Genomic DNA, 13,793 nt, shown 5'->3' on the forward strand with positions numbered 1-13,793 from the left:
CTATGGCGGCAACGACACGCTGTTCGGCGGCGGTGGTGCCGACAAGTTCGTGTTCGCCCACGGCACCGGCCAGGACAGTATCGGCGACTTCGTCACAGGGACCGACAAGATCGACCTCACCGCTATCGGCTTTGCCAGCTACCAGGACGTGATCAACGCCACGCACGATGTCGGCGGCAATGCGGTGATCGCCCTCGGCAATGGCGACCAGCTGACCTTGACCGGGGTCACTACCGCGCAACTCCATTCGGGCGACTTCATCGGGGTCGGCAACAGCGCGGCGGCGGTCCAGATGCAGCTCTTTGCCGCGGCCACGCACGCCGACACGCCGTCGCTGAATCAGATGGATCATCATACGCTATGATCGACGCGCGCATGACCGACGACGTTTTCGCTTACGGCCGCTAGAGCATCGCGCGGAAAAGTGAGAACCGGGTTTCCACGAAAAGCGATGTGACCACAAATATTTAGAGCATGTGCCCGATTTAGAAATCGGGGACGCCGCTCTAGGCGCGTACTCAGTCAGTGCGTGGACGCTTCGACGTCGCCCAACAATATCCCATCAGCACCAGGCACGCCCGCCCGCCATCAAATAGGGTAGCGAGTGCCAATATTCGTACAGCCGACGGGGTCGGCATCGGTCAGAAAATATCCGGTCGTCTCGCTGAGAGGCGACCGGATCGCCGAATTCGTTACGCGCCGGCAGCCATCGCCGGCGTTCCCAAAGCGGCGCAAAAAGCTTTTCTACTGCGCAGCGCCGGCTTCCTGCCCTCGCCACGCCGCATCATATCGGCCACACGCGCCGGCATGAACCGTCGCGTCAATCCCGGCATCCTGTACGGCGTCGCGGCCTATGCGACCTGGGGCCTGCTCCCGGCTTTCCTCAAGCTGCTCAAGCCGCTCCCCGCGCCCGATATCCTCGCGCACCGCATCCTGTGGTCGCTGCTCCTGCTCGGCGTGCTGGCGGTGGCGCTGCGGCATGGGCCGGCGCTGCGCAAGATCGTTGCTACCCGCAAGCTGATCCTCGCGCTCTCCGCCTCGTCGCTGCTTATCGGGGTCAATTGGCTGGTCTATATCATCGCGATCAACAACGAGCAGGTCGCGCAGGCGAGCTTGGGCTATTTCATCAATCCATTGGTCAATGTGCTGCTCGGCACAATCGTGCTGCGTGAGCGGCTCGGCCGGATTGAGATCGTCGCGGTAGGACTGGCGGCGTGCGGGGTCGCTTTCCTGGCATGGGAAGAAGGTGGCGTGCCGGTGATCCCGCTGACCCTGGCCTTCTCGTTCGGGCTATATGGACTGGTGCGCAAGGTGACTCCGGTCGACGCGATCGACGGATTGCTGGTCGAAACCGCGATCCTGGCACCGCCCTCCTTAGCCTGGCTGCTGTTTGCCGGCACCTCGCTCGCCGGCGGACCGGCCTGGCCGCTGCTCCCCGCCTCGGGGCTGCTGACGGCGACGCCGCTGATCCTGTTCGCTGCCGCGGCGCGGCGCGTGCGGCTGACCGATCTCGGGCTGATCCAATATATGGCGCCGACGCTGCAGTTGATCCTGGCGGTCGCAGTCTATGGCGAAATATTGGTGCCGGCGCAGTGGGCAGCATTTGCGCTGATCTGGGTCGCGCTGGCGATCTATGCCGTTGGCGCAACCCTGTCCGCGCGCCGAGCGGGAGTGGCGATTCCCGACTAGAGCGGAGTGCGTGATTTCTGAATCACGCACTCCGCTCTAGTTATTTGTTGTCGCATCGCTTTTTGCAGAAAACCGGTACCCACTTTTCCGTGCGATGCTCTAGGCGGTCCGGACAGACGGCTTCAGCGCCATCCAGCAATATCCCAGCAGCGCCAAACACGCCGCGCCGGCGGTCAGATAGGGCAGCGAGTGCCAGAACTCGTACAACCCCACCCCGATCGACGGTCCGAGCACGAAACTGGCGCCGTTGATCGAGGTGACCTTGCCAGCGACCGAGCCCTGCGCCGCCGATCCGACCGCGAGCGACGATCCGGCGGTGAAGGCGGGGCGGGTGAAGCCGAAGCCGATGCTCGCCAGGGCATAAGCGGTCGCTAGGCCGTAGAGCGACGTGGCAAGACCAGTCAGCGCACACCCTGCCGCCGCGATCGCGAGCCCGATCAGCATCATCAGGCGCGGCGTCAGGTTGAATAGCGGGATCAATCCCCATTGCACGAGCAACGCCGCACCAGCGCCCATGATCAACACGAGTCCGGTCGGCTGCAGCGCCTCGGCCGGAGGCAAATGAAGACGGTCGATTACCAGAAAGCCGATCGCCTGCCCCGTCATCGCCTGGGCATGGCCGAACACCAGCCCGGCGATCATCCAGGCACGGACGCGCGGATCGAGGAAGCCGACTTCCTCGACATGCTGTCCGGTCGCGGCGGTGATGCTCGCACCCGAGGACTGGCCGCCGATCGAGGGATAGGCATTGGCGGCGCCATGCGCGGCGGGATCGTCCATCGCCGCTTCGTTGCGATCGTTGGGCAGCATGCGCAGCACGGCGAGAAACATCCCCGCTCCGAACAAGGCGAACAGGAACGCCGGACCGGACAGGCCGATCTCCACCCCGCCGACGCTGCCGAGCAGCAGATAGGGCGCGATCGCCGGCCCCAGGATGGTGCCGAGCCCGAACGCCGACCCGAGCAAGGTCAGCGCCTTGGTCCGTTCCTCGCGCGTCGTGCGTCCGGCGACGATCGCCTGCACCGCCGGCGGCGCCGCCGCACCGAACGTGCCGTAGATCAGCCGGCCGACGATGAAGAGCATGAACGCCGCGGTCCCGCCGATCCAGCCATTGATCCCTGCCGCCAGGAAGAGTCCGCACAAGGTCAGCGAGATGGTGAACCCGCCGACCCCCAGCAGGATCATCGACCGCCGCCCGCGCCGGTCCGATCGGCTCGCCCAGAACGGTGCGGCGATTACCCATAACAAGGCCGAGACGGAGAAAGCGGCGGCGACCGCATTGTCGCGGACATGAAGCGAGCGCCCGATCGCGGGCAGGACCGATTGCAAGGCGGTGTTCCCCGCCGCGATCGTCAGCATCACGGTGAACAACAAGGCGAAGTCGCGGTCGAACTTCGCCGTCATTCCTTCTCCCAATCGTAGCTGCGCCCGACTTCGGCGACATGGAGCGAATACCAGCGGTACCAGCGCCCGCGTCCGGCATCGCGAATCTCGCCGTGCCGCGCGTGCTGGCGCCAGGCGATCGCTGCCACCTCGTCCGCCCAATAGCTGACCGTGATGCCGATTCCATCGGTGCCCCGCGCGCTGTCGATGCCGCGATAGCCGGGTTGCGCGGCGGCCAGCGCGTTGGCTTCTGCCGCCGCGGCGACATAGCCTTCGGGATCCTCTCCGGTGACCTCGGACACGAAGATCACCGCGATTGTTCCGGGGGCGAACGTCGTCATTAAGCTGCCGATGGACCCGCGCGCGAGGCGACGCAACCCGTCGCCGACACCTAAAGGCTTGATCAGGCGTTACAGCTTTGCGACAGGGGTTTCCGGTCGCGTACGATTTGGCGCACAGCTACAAGGAATCTCATGTCCCAGCCCCGCTTCGCTCTCGACAATGCGGAGACGCGCGCGCGCAAGCTCCCCTCTCCCTGGGCAATGTTCCTCAGCGGGTTCTTCAAACGGCCCGTGATGGTCGGCTCGATCATCGCCTCGTCCAAGGCGCAGATCAACGCGATGCTCAAGGTGCCCGACTGGCCCAAGGTCAAATTGTTCGTCGAATACGGCCCCGGCGTCGGCACGTTCAGCCAGGCGATTCTCGACCGTCTGCCGGCCGACGGCACCTATATCGCGATCGATACCAATCCGGATTTCATCGACTATCTCCGGATCAAGTTCACCGATTCGCGCTTCATCCCGGTCCATGGTTCGGCCGCCGACGTCGAAAAGATCATCGCCGAACACGGCTTCGAACAAGCCGATTACGTGCTGTCCGGCCTTCCCTTTTCGACCTTGCCCAAGGGTGTCGCCCCCGCCATCGCCGCCGCGACGCACCGCGTGCTCAAGACCGGCGGCGCCTTCCTGGTCTATCAATTCCGTCCCAAGGTCCGCGACTTCCTCGAACCGCATTGGGACCGGATCGACTATTCGATCGAATGGTGGAACATCCCGCCCTCGCACAATTTCTTCGCGTGGAAGGACTAAGGGCGCGGCCTTCGCTTCTGACCGGCTGGTTCGCTGGCAACGTTAACGGCGCGCCGACGGATTGCCTTCGAAGCTGACGACATGGTCGGGCAGGTTCACCCAGCGATGCCCTTCGCTGGACCACACAGCCTGGTCGGGAATCACGAAATCAGGGTCGGCGAAGCCGCCATAGGCGACCCCAACCAGCGCCGGCATCCGTGCCGGGTACCAGAACAAATTGGACCCGCAGGCCTGGCAGAAGCGGAAATCGACCGCGAACCCGCTTGCCGAAGGGCGGACATAACTCGCCGCCTCGCCCTGCACGGCGACCTGGGCCCGATCGTAGAAGACCGCGACGCTGAACGCGCTGCCGGTGCGGCGCTGGCATTGCTGGCAATGGCATAACGAGACTTTGCGCGGCTCGCCCGAGCAGGCGACGCTCAGCGCCCCGCAATGGCAGCTGGCGACCCGCTCGCTCATTTCCGCAATCGCCGCTCGGGTCCGAAATTGAGGCTCCGCGTGACGTTGTAGTCGAGCACGGTCATGACGAAGAACGCCGCCGCCTGCTTGATCCGCGTCCACCAGCCGGTGCGCGACTGGTAAAGCTCGGGCGTGATCCGCTCCGAGTCGGCGATCTCGCCATCGATATAGGCCCGGACATGAGCGGCGAACGCCTTGTCCTCGACGCGCAGCATCAGCTCGAGGTTCAGGAACAGGCTGCGAATGTCGTAATTGGCCGAGCCGATATAGACAGTGTCGTCGATCACGAAGAGCTTGGTGTGGAGCTTGGTCGGCTGATATTCGTAGATCTCGACGCCTTTCCTGAGCAGCCCCGCATAAGTGAAGCGCGACGCCCAGATCGCGGCGCCATGATCGTTCTTCGACGCCAGCACGACGCGCGCGACGCCGCGCATGCCGATCCGGTCGAGCCGGCGCAGCATTCCCGGGCTCGGCGCGAAATAGGCGCTGATCAGGTCGACCCGCATCGCGCGCTCGAGATCGGCGCGCATCGCCTTGGCCCAGGGCGAAGGCTTGCGCGTCGGGCCGCCGAACAGCCAGCGCGTCCCGCCATCGGGTTCGCTCCATTTCGCCAGCAACGCGCGCAGCGTTCGGAGCGGCGCCTGATCGTGCTTCGCCCAGCGATCGAGCGCATCGAAATAGCCGGTCAAATGCGCAGCCGAGGGGCCCTCGATATAGAAGCCGAGATCGCGCCAGGCTTGCTCTTCGTTGGTGCCGAAATAACTGTCCTGGATGTTGAACCCGCCGATGATCACCCGCGCCTCGTCGGCCAGAGCGAGCTTCTGGTGGTTGCGTAACAGATAGCGCCGCCCGAGCCGCGGCACGAAGCGGCAGACGTCGATCCCGGCATGTTTGAGCGGATCGAAGAAGCGGTGATTCTCGGCATGCTCGCTGCCCAGGCCATCGACGATCAGCTTGACCGCGACCCCGCGCGCCGCCGCCTCGATCAGTGCCTGGCGCACCCTCGCCCCGGCATCGTCGTCGACATAGATATAATAGAGGATCCGCAGCGATCGCTCGGCCCCGTCGATCAGGTCGAGCAATGCCGTCAGCCGCTCGGGCCCCTCGGTGATGAGTCGGAGCGTGTCGCCGTCGATCGTGAAGCTGGGTTCGCCGGCCATCGCGCCTCTATTGGAGCGCGACGCCGCGCGGGGCAAGCGCGCGGCTCGGTTCTCGATGGCAACAAGCGGAAAACCCGATTTTCTTGACTCTTCACGCGCCATTGCCCTAAGCGCCAAGGCTTCCCATCTTGGTGTTTTGCTGAAGGAAAGCGTTTCATGGCGCGCGTCACTGTCGAAGATTGCGTCGACAAGGTTTCGAACCGTTTCGATCTGGTGCTGTTCGCGGCCCAGCGCGCCCGCCAGATTTCGGGCGGCGCCGACCTCACCATCGATCGCGACCGCGATAAAAACCCGGTCGTGGCCTTGCGCGAAATCGCCGAGGAAACGGTGCGCCCCGATCATCTGCAGGACGCGGTGATCAGCGGCATGCAGAAGGTCCAGGTCGACGACGACGACACGCCGGACGAAATCGGCTCGCTGTCGCAGTCGGCCGAGGCCCTCCGCCTCACCGCCGCCGCGCCGCCGCGCAACCAGAATCTGGGTGGGGATTATGATGGTTGAGCACGAGGCCCGGATTTAGCGAACGCTAAATCCGGACAAGCCGAGTGCCGGCCGGCGGGCAGAGCCCGACCGACGTCGCGGCTCCGCCGCGACGGCCTGGCAGAGATAAGAGGCCTGCGGAGCGATCCGCGGGCCTTATTCTTGCCCAAGCGCCTTCCGGAACCCCGCCATCCGCTCGATCGCCGCGTCCAGCGTCGCATCGCTCTTGGCGAAGCACAGCCGCACGACATTGGTCACCGGGTCTGCGGCATAAAAGGCCGAGACCGGGATCGCCGCTACTCCCGCTTCGTCGAGCAGGCGGTTGCAGAAGGTGACGTCGTCGAGCGCGACGCCCGAGGCGGTCAGGTCGATCGAGATGAAATAGGTCGCCGCCGACGGCAAGGTGACATAGCCCGCCTCGCGCAATCCCGCCGCGAGCCGATCGCGCGAGCGCTGGAAGCCGGCGCGCTCCTTGTCGAACCAGGCCTTGTCCTTGCCGAGCCCATAAGCCGCGGCCCATTGGAGATTGGGGGGCGTCGTGAAGGTCAGGAACTGGTGCGCCTTGGCCAGGCCGCCCGCGAGGCCGGGCGCGGCGCACATCCAGCCGACTTTCCACCCGGTCAGCGCGAACATCTTGCCCGCAGAGCCGATCTTGACCGTGCGCTCGCGCATGCCGGGTTGGCCGATCAGCGGGACGTGGCGCGCGCCGTCGAACACCAATTCTTCCCACACCTCGTCACAGATCGCGATCAGGTCGCGCTCGATGCAGAATCGCGCGATCACCGCGAGTTCCTCGGCGCCGATCATCGAAGCCGAAGGGTTGAGCGGGCTGTTGAGCACCAGCAGCCGGGTCTTGGGCGACCACGCGCCTTCCAGCATGTCGGCAGTGACGCGCCAGTCGGGCGGACTCAGCCGGACCAACTTCGCCACGCCGCCGGCGCGTTCGACCAGCGGGAGATAGGCGTCGTAGAGCGGCTGAAACAGGATCACTTCGTCGCCCGGCGAGACCAGGGCGAGCAACGCCGCGGCGATCGCCTCGGTCGCGCCTGAGGTGACCACCACCTCGTCGGGCGACAGATCGAGCCCCTGATGCTCGGCATAATGCGCGGCGATTGCCTGGCGCAGTTCGGGCACGCCGATCATCGGCGGATATTGGTTCGATTTCTCGACCAGCGCTTTCGCCGCTGCGTCGATGATATCGGCCGGCCCCTGCGCCTCTGGAAACCCCTGGCCCAGGTTGATCGCCCCGGTCGCCCGTGCGCGCGCTGACATGGCTTCGAAGATTGTCGTGCCCATGCTGGCGTAAATCGGGTTCATGCAAGCCTGATAGCGGCGCAGCGCAGGCGGAGCAAAACTCCACGGCATCTGTTAATGTGGCGTACAGGTTACGAGGCACTAACCCGGTGTCCCTTGCCCCGAAAGGTCGCCAATCGTGCCCGGCAACGTCTATCTCAACGCAATCGGCACCGCGGTGCCGGATCATGAAGCGCATAGCGCGTTCATCGGTTGGGCTCAGCCCAAGATCGCCGACCCGCGCCTGGCCAAATTGTTCGGCCGGATGGTCGCGCGGTCGGGGATCGAGCATCGCTGGACCGTGCTGCCGCGCGCCGACGATGGCGGATCGCCGATCGGCCCGGGCGGGTTCTACGAAGGCGGTTTCATGCCCGGCACCGATGCCCGGATGCGCATCTATGCCGAGGCCGCGCCGACGCTGAGCCTGGCAGCGATCGATCGGCTCGCCGACCAGGTCGAGATCGACCGCATCACGCATCTGGTGGTCGCGAGCTGCACCGGCTTCGTCGCGCCGGGCGTCGATCAGGTGGTCGCGCGCCGGCTCGGCCTGGCGCCGTCGGTCGAGCGGCTGCTGGTCGGGTTCATGGGCTGCTACGCCGCTGTCGCCGCGTTGCGCAGCGCGCGGCACATCGTGCGGTCCGAACCGGGCGCGCGCGTGCTGGTGGTATGCGTCGAACTCTGCTCGCTCCACCTCCAGGATACCGGCGAGATCGAAAAGCTGCTGGCGATGCTTCAGTTCGGCGACGGCGCGGGCGCCGCGCTGGTGACGAGCGATGCCGCCGGCTTCGAACTCGAGGCGCCGTTCGCCACTACACTCCCCGATTCGGATCGACTGATCCGCTGGGACATCACCGACAAGGGGTTCGAGATGCATTTGTCGGGCAAGGTCCCGCAACGCATCGCGCAAGGCCTCGCCGATCCCGACTTCGCCGCCGCCGCGCTCGGCGGGCGCGATGTCGAGGCGATCGACGGCTGGGCAGTGCATGCCGGCGGACGCTCGATCTTAGACGCGGTTGAGACCGCTTATCATCTGCCGCAGGGCGCACTCTGGGCATCGCGCGAGACGCTGCACGATTATGGCAACATGTCGTCAGCGACCCTGATGTTCGCGCTGGGCAAGATGCTCAAGGGGCCGCGCATCGGCCAGGGCATCGCGCTGGCGTTCGGCCCGGGATTGGCGGCCGAAGGGTTCGGGTTCCGGAGCGCGGCGTGAGCCTGAACCAACGCGCCATCGCCGATGAGCTGATGGACGCCGACGACCTCGACGCGGCGACCTATGCCGCCGTGGTCGGCGATCTCGCCAAGGTCAATGTCGTGACGATGGCGGCGCGGCCGACTCTGTCGTTCGTCGAGCGCGCGCTTCACGGCCGCACGGCGTTCAAATTGCTCGATGTCGGGTTCGGCGACGGCGACATGCTGCGCATGATCGCGCGCTGGGCAGCGAAGCGCGGCATCGCGGCCGAGCTGGTCGGCGTCGACCTCAACCCGCGCAGCGAAGCGGCGGCGCGGCAGCATAGCGCGCCCGACACGAGGATCCGCTGGATCACCGGCGATTATGCCGATCTCGCCGGCCAGGGCTGGGACATGGTGATCTCCAGCCTGGTCGCGCATCATATGACGCACGACCAGCTGGTCGCTTTTCTGCGCTTCATGCAGGCCGAGGCGCGGATGGGTTGGCTGGTCAACGATCTCCACCGTCACGGTTTCGCGCATTGGGGATTCCCGGTCCTCGCCCGCACGTTCGGCTGGCATCGCATCGTCCGGCTCGACGGCACCTTGTCGATCGCGCGATCCTATCGTCCCGGCGAATGGCCGCCGATCCTGGCCGAAGCAGGTATCACCGACGCGCGCGTCTATCGCGCTTTCCCCTTTCGCCTGTGCGTCGAACGCCTGCGCTGATCGTCGGCGGCGGGCCGGCAGGCGCGGTCACGGCGCTGCTGCTGGCGCGGGCGGGCGTGCCGCATCTGCTGGTCGAGCGCGGCGCCGAGACCGGCGACGCCTTGTGCGGCGGCTTCCTGAGCTGGCGGACGCTCGAGGCACTCGATCGGCTCGGCATCCGCCGCGAGGCGCTCAATCGCGACGAGATCCGCCGACTGCGGCTGTTTGCCGGCGCGCGTCAGGCCGAAGCATGGTTGCCGCGCCCGGCGCTGGCGGTGTCGCGCCGGCGGCTCGATACCTTACTGCTCGATCATGCGATCACCGCCGGTGCGGTGGTCGAGCGCGGCGTCGCGGTACGTGCGCTCGAAGGAGATTACCTGCGTCTGGCCGACGACAGCGAAATCGCCGCCGACGCCTTGTTCCTCGCCACGGGCAAGCACGATTTGCGCGGGCTGGCACGTGGTGCCGAGCGCGGCCAGGACCCGACTTTGGGCCTGCGCGTCCGGCTGGGGCCGAGCGGCGCGCTCGACCGGATGGTTGGCGATACGATCGAGCTGCATCTGTTCGATCGCGGCTATGCCGGGATCGCACGGCAGGAGGACGGCACGGTCAATCTGTGCATGGCGGTGCACCGGTCGCGGCTGAGCGCGGCGGGATCGCGCGATCAACTGCTCGCCGCGCTGGCGATCGAATCGCCGCGGCTGGGCGAGCGCCTGGCCCATCGCGCCAGCGCGGCGTCGATCGACGCGGTCGCCAACGTCCCTTATGGCTGGCGCGCAGTGAACGGTACGGCCGGGCTGTTCCGGCTCGGTGATCAGGCGGCGTGCATTCCCAGCCTGGCGGGCGAAGGCATGGGAATCGCGATCGAAAGCGGCACGCGGGCGGCGGCCGAGTATCTGCGCCAAGGCCCGGCCGGCGCGATCGCCTATCAACAGCGGCTCGCCCGCGACCTGACGACGCCGTTCGCCATCGCCAACCGTATCCGCGCCGCCGCCGAGCGCCCCGCCTGGGCGAGCGCGCTGACCGCGGCGGTCCGGCTGGCGCCGCAACTGGCCGGAATCGCCGCCCGGCTAACCCGGATCAACCACAAGCCGCTTGACGCATGATCGCAGCGTAACGATCTTCCAGTGCATGGAACATCTCTCGCTCTCCGAAACCGAATGGCGCAAGCGCCTGACCCCCGAGCAATATCATGTGCTGCGCGAGGCGGGGACCGAACGCGCCTTTGCCGGCATCTATAACGACAACAAGGCCGACGGCATCTATGACTGCGCGGCGTGCGGGCTCGATCTGTTCGACAGCGCCGACAAATATGATTCGGGATCGGGCTGGCCGAGCTTCACCCAGCCGATCGCCGAGGACCATGTCACCAATCACAGCGATACCAGCCATGGCATGACGCGCACCGAAACGCGCTGCGCACGGTGCGACAGCCATCTCGGCCATGTCTTCCCCGACGGGCCGCCGCCGACGGGTCTGCGCTATTGCATGAACTCGATCAGCCTCGATTTCCGCCCGCGTGCGGATTGATTGGCGCGGCGAACCGCGTGAACCGGCGCTTGTCGACACTCGGTTAACCCTCTAAGCCCTCGCCCATAACGATGGCCAAGGCGTCCAAAATTGTCCCCCGCTGGCGCCGCTGGCTCGTGCTGGGCCTGCGCCTTACCGGCGTCGCCGCCTTGCTCGGGATCATTGCGCTCGTCGTCACCGTCTATGTGACCGAATCGCAGCTGCCGAGTTTCGACGAGCTGAAATCCTCGCCCAACGGCCAGATGATCCGGGTGCTGGCCGATGACGGCACCCCGATCGTCAGCCTGGGGCCGAGCTATGGCGAATGGCTGCCCTACGCCCAGATCCCGCAAGTGATGAAGGATGCGATGGTCGCGGTCGAGGATCGCCGCTTCCGCAACCATCCGGGCGTCGATCCGATCGGCGTGGCTCGTTCGTTCCAGGTGCGCGTCCAACAGGGGCATTGGACCCAGGGCGGGTCGACGATCACCCAGCAGCTGGCGCGCAACATCTTCCTGTCGTCGACCAAGAAGTTCGGCCGCAAGGCGCGCGAGATGGTGCTGGCACTGGCGCTGGAGCGCAAATTCTCCAAGGACCAGGTGCTCGAACTCTATCTCAACAAGGTCTATTTCGGCGGCGGCGCGTACGGCATCGACGCCGCCAGCCGCAAATTCTTCGGCCATGGCGCCGGCCAATTGACCCTGGGCGAAGCGGCGATCATCGCCGGATTGGTCAAGGCGCCGTCGCATTATTCGCCCACCGCCGATGCCCAGGCCGCGGTCGACCGCGCCGGCGTGGTGATCGGCCTGATGAAGGAAACCGGCAAGATCTCGGCCGCCGAAGCCGCCGCGGTCGATCCCAAGACGGTCAAGCTCGCGCCCGAGCCCAATCAGAACAGTGTGCGCTATTTCACCGACTGGGCGCTGCCCCAGCTCGAAAATCTGATCGACGAGCCGACGCGCCCGCTCGAAGTGTGGACGACGATCGACATCCGCATGCAGAAAGCGGCCGATGCCGCGATCGCCGGCTACGCCCCCGGCAACGCGCAAGGCGCGCTGATCAGCCTCGATCGCGATGGCGCGGTGCGCGCGATGGTCGGCGGCAAGGATTATGTCACGTCGAACTATAATCGCGGCGTGACCGCGCTGCGCCAGCCGGGATCGTCGTTCAAATTGTTCGTCTATCTGGCGGCGCTCGAGGCGGGGCATCGGCCGAGCGACCGCGTGGTCGATGAGCCGGTGACGATCAACGGCTGGAGCCCGCGCAATTCGTCGGGCCGCAATGCCGGCGAAATGGATATCCGCACGGCGTTTGCGTATTCGGTCAACACCGTGGCGGCCAAGATCGGCCAGGAAGTCGGCTTTTCGACCGTCGCCGACATGGCGCGCCGCTTCGGCATCTCGACCCCGATCTCGACCGTGCCGTCGATGGTGCTGGGATCGAACGACGTCCGCCTGATCGACATGACTCGCGCCTTTGCCAGCGTCGGCAACAAGGGCGTGGCGGTGACCCCCTACGGGATCACCAAGGTCACCTCGATGGGCGAGACGATCTATAATCACGAAGTCGACCGCAGCCATGTGCTGGTCGCGCCCTATGTCGCCGCCGAGATGACCGACCTGTTGCAGACCGCGGTCGCCACCGGCACCGGCAAGGCGGCGCAGATCGGGCGTCCCGTCGCGGGCAAGACGGGTACGACCAGCTCGAACAAGGACGGCTGGTTCCTGGGCTTTTCCTCGGGCCTGACGACCGGCGTGTGGATGGGCCGCGACGACGCCAAGTCTATTCCTGGCCTTCAGGGCGGCACCTTGCCCGCGCGCGCCTTTGCGGCGTTCATGAAGGTCGCCACCGCCGGCCGGCCGGTCGAAGCGTTCGACACCCAGGTGACCTTGCCCGAATGGCAGCTCGACAACGAAAGCGACTTCGGTCAGCCCGACAACGGCTTGTTCGTCGACCCCGACGGCAATCCCATTCCACCCGACCAGATCGCTCCCGATGCGCCAATCGGCGGGGGTGACGCGGGCGAGCCGCCGCAGAGTGAAAATGACCCGCCGCAGACAGCGCCCGACGCCGCCGACGATGGTGTGCAACGGCCCGACGATCGGCTCGACCGCAAATGGATCGATCGCATGACCGGCGGCTCGGGCACCGATCCGAACCGGCCCAAACGTGTCGTTCCGAACGGATCGGCCCCGGCCGATCGCCCGCGTGAGGTTCAGCCGCCCCGCCCGACCCAGTGAAGCGTCGCGCCGTGGCGCCGTAACCAGGCGCGCGCCGGTGCGGGATCTGCCTCAAGCAATTGCCGGTAGGCGGCGTGGAACGCCGGCGAATGGTCCATATGCAGCCGATGCGCGACTTCGTGCGCGACGGTCGAGCGGCGGACATAGGGCGGCGCGCAGATCAGCCGCCAGCTATAGCGGATCGCGCCGGTCGAGGCGCAGCTGCCCCAGCGGCCTTTCGGGTCGGCGACGGTAACGCGACTGACGATGACGCCGGCCTTGGCCGCGAATTCGGCGGTTTCTTCGGTCAGGACGGCGAGCGCGCGACGCTTGAGCCAGGCCTCGATCCTACGTGACAGGCCTTCAATCGGCCCGCCGCAAACCAGCCGTCCGTCGATCAGCGCGACGGTACGCGACCGGTCAGGAGACCAGTCGACGGTCACCTCAACACCCTCGATCGGGATCTCCGCCCCCTGCAAGAACGGCCGCCCCTCGGGCAGTTTCGCCCGTTGCGCGTCGATCCAGCCGCGATGGTCATTGGCCCAGGCCATTGCCTGTTTGAGCGAGGCACGCGGGGGAATGGTCAGCCGCACGCGCCCGCTCGTCGGATCGACCGACAACCGCATCCGCCGGGC

General features: G+C 66.3%; 15 protein-coding genes. 9 read left to right on the forward strand and 6 right to left on the reverse strand.

Features of this window, described 5'->3' with window-relative positions; translation table 11 throughout:
* Together AC1DQQ_RS20070 and rarD are read left to right on the forward strand one after the other, a co-directional pair.
* A partial coding sequence (locus AC1DQQ_RS20070; protein WP_478046556.1) for a M10 family metallopeptidase C-terminal domain-containing protein occupies positions 1–364 on the forward strand: 364 nt, incomplete at its 5' end.
* 443 nt (positions 365–807) lie between these two features.
* Positions 808–1,689, forward strand: coding sequence for an EamA family transporter RarD (gene rarD, locus AC1DQQ_RS20075; protein ID WP_478046557.1), 882 nt, complete (start codon positions 808–810; stop codon positions 1,687–1,689).
* Positions 1,690–1,788: 99 nt separating this feature from the next.
* Here rarD and AC1DQQ_RS20080 read toward each other — a convergent pair whose 3' ends face one another.
* Positions 1,789–3,093 carry an MFS transporter gene (locus AC1DQQ_RS20080; RefSeq protein ID WP_478046558.1) on the reverse strand — a complete coding sequence of 435 codons (1,305 nt, stop codon included), beginning with the start codon at positions 3,091–3,093 and terminating at the stop codon, positions 1,789–1,791.
* Positions 3,090–3,413 (reverse strand): antibiotic biosynthesis monooxygenase family protein, encoded by a 324-nt coding sequence (locus AC1DQQ_RS20085; protein WP_478046559.1) that lies wholly within the window; start codon positions 3,411–3,413, stop codon positions 3,090–3,092. The genes AC1DQQ_RS20080 and AC1DQQ_RS20085 overlap by 4 nt, the downstream gene beginning before the upstream one ends.
* 132 nt (positions 3,414–3,545) lie before the next feature.
* Between AC1DQQ_RS20085 and AC1DQQ_RS20090 the strand changes: the two genes are divergently transcribed.
* A complete protein-coding gene (locus AC1DQQ_RS20090) occupies positions 3,546–4,160 on the forward strand; it encodes a class I SAM-dependent methyltransferase (protein ID WP_478032458.1) in 615 nt (204 codons plus the stop codon).
* A gap of 42 nt (positions 4,161–4,202) precedes the next feature.
* Here the strand turns inward: AC1DQQ_RS20090 and AC1DQQ_RS20095 are convergent, their stop codons facing one another.
* Complete coding sequence (locus AC1DQQ_RS20095) at positions 4,203–4,619, reverse strand: GFA family protein (RefSeq protein ID WP_478041278.1); 417 nt, start codon at positions 4,617–4,619, stop codon at positions 4,203–4,205.
* Positions 4,616–5,779: a phospholipase D-like domain-containing protein gene (locus AC1DQQ_RS20100; protein WP_478041279.1), complete on the reverse strand. Its 1,164-nt coding sequence runs from the start codon at positions 5,777–5,779 to the stop codon at positions 4,616–4,618. Before AC1DQQ_RS20100 ends, AC1DQQ_RS20095 begins: the two co-directional genes overlap by 4 nt.
* Before the next feature lie 156 nt (positions 5,780–5,935).
* Between AC1DQQ_RS20100 and rpoZ the strand changes: the two genes are divergently transcribed.
* A complete protein-coding gene (rpoZ, locus tag AC1DQQ_RS20105) occupies positions 5,936–6,280 on the forward strand; it encodes a DNA-directed RNA polymerase subunit omega (protein WP_066584135.1) in 345 nt (114 codons plus the stop codon).
* 135 nt (positions 6,281–6,415) lie between these two features.
* Here the strand turns inward: rpoZ and AC1DQQ_RS20110 are convergent, their stop codons facing one another.
* Positions 6,416–7,576 (reverse strand): aminotransferase, encoded by a 1,161-nt coding sequence (locus AC1DQQ_RS20110; RefSeq protein WP_478046560.1) that lies wholly within the window; start codon positions 7,574–7,576, stop codon positions 6,416–6,418.
* 115 nt (positions 7,577–7,691) lie between these two features.
* On the opposite strand from AC1DQQ_RS20110, the gene AC1DQQ_RS20115 reads away from it, so the two are divergent.
* The 5 genes from AC1DQQ_RS20115 (at position 7,692) to AC1DQQ_RS20135 (ending at position 13,179) form a co-directional block, all read left to right on the forward strand.
* Positions 7,692–8,765, forward strand: coding sequence for a type III polyketide synthase (locus AC1DQQ_RS20115; RefSeq protein ID WP_478046561.1), 1,074 nt, complete (start codon positions 7,692–7,694; stop codon positions 8,763–8,765).
* Positions 8,762–9,451, forward strand: coding sequence for a methyltransferase domain-containing protein (locus AC1DQQ_RS20120; RefSeq protein ID WP_478046562.1), 690 nt, complete (start codon positions 8,762–8,764; stop codon positions 9,449–9,451). Before AC1DQQ_RS20115 ends, AC1DQQ_RS20120 begins: the two co-directional genes overlap by 4 nt.
* The gene (locus AC1DQQ_RS20125; RefSeq protein WP_478046563.1) at positions 9,430–10,536 is read left to right on the forward strand and encodes an NAD(P)/FAD-dependent oxidoreductase; all 1,107 of its coding nucleotides are present in this window, start codon (positions 9,430–9,432) and stop codon (positions 10,534–10,536) included. The genes AC1DQQ_RS20120 and AC1DQQ_RS20125 overlap by 22 nt, the downstream gene beginning before the upstream one ends.
* A 25-nt stretch (positions 10,537–10,561) precedes the next feature.
* Positions 10,562–10,960 (forward strand): peptide-methionine (R)-S-oxide reductase MsrB, encoded by a 399-nt coding sequence (gene msrB, locus AC1DQQ_RS20130; RefSeq protein WP_478046564.1) that lies wholly within the window; start codon positions 10,562–10,564, stop codon positions 10,958–10,960.
* Positions 10,961–11,031: 71 nt separating this feature from the next.
* Entirely contained in the window at positions 11,032–13,179 is a 2,148-nt protein-coding gene (locus tag AC1DQQ_RS20135; RefSeq protein ID WP_478046565.1) for a transglycosylase domain-containing protein, read from the forward strand.
* Here AC1DQQ_RS20135 and AC1DQQ_RS20140 read toward each other — a convergent pair.
* Entirely contained in the window at positions 13,155–13,784 is a 630-nt protein-coding gene (locus AC1DQQ_RS20140; RefSeq protein ID WP_478046619.1) for a M48 family metallopeptidase, read from the reverse strand. The two genes, AC1DQQ_RS20135 and AC1DQQ_RS20140, sit on opposite strands and share 25 nt — an antisense overlap.
* Between the last annotated feature and the right edge of the window lie 9 nt (positions 13,785–13,793).

Source organism: Sphingomonas sp. P4_G3 (assembly GCF_056401105.1).

Excerpts from the sequence above, each read along its gene's own strand:
- rarD (WP_478046557.1), top strand. The coding sequence starts at position 808 with ATGAACCGTCGCGTCAATCCCGGCATCCTGTACGGCGTCGCGGCCTAT.
- AC1DQQ_RS20080 (WP_478046558.1), bottom strand. The coding sequence starts at position 3,093 with ATGACGGCGAAGTTCGACCGCGACTTCGCCTTGTTGTTCACCGTGATG.
- AC1DQQ_RS20085 (WP_478046559.1), bottom strand. The coding sequence starts at position 3,413 with ATGACGACGTTCGCCCCCGGAACAATCGCGGTGATCTTCGTGTCCGAG.
- AC1DQQ_RS20090 (WP_478032458.1), top strand. The coding sequence starts at position 3,546 with ATGTCCCAGCCCCGCTTCGCTCTCGACAATGCGGAGACGCGCGCGCGC.
- AC1DQQ_RS20095 (WP_478041278.1), bottom strand. The coding sequence starts at position 4,619 with ATGAGCGAGCGGGTCGCCAGCTGCCATTGCGGGGCGCTGAGCGTCGCC.
- AC1DQQ_RS20100 (WP_478041279.1), bottom strand. The coding sequence starts at position 5,779 with ATGGCCGGCGAACCCAGCTTCACGATCGACGGCGACACGCTCCGACTC.
- rpoZ (WP_066584135.1), top strand. The coding sequence starts at position 5,936 with ATGGCGCGCGTCACTGTCGAAGATTGCGTCGACAAGGTTTCGAACCGT.
- AC1DQQ_RS20110 (WP_478046560.1), bottom strand. The coding sequence starts at position 7,576 with ATGAACCCGATTTACGCCAGCATGGGCACGACAATCTTCGAAGCCATG.
- msrB (WP_478046564.1), top strand. The coding sequence starts at position 10,562 with ATGGAACATCTCTCGCTCTCCGAAACCGAATGGCGCAAGCGCCTGACC.
- AC1DQQ_RS20135 (WP_478046565.1), top strand. The coding sequence starts at position 11,032 with ATGGCCAAGGCGTCCAAAATTGTCCCCCGCTGGCGCCGCTGGCTCGTG.
- AC1DQQ_RS20140 (WP_478046619.1), bottom strand. The coding sequence starts at position 13,784 with ATGCGGTTGTCGGTCGATCCGACGAGCGGGCGCGTGCGGCTGACCATT.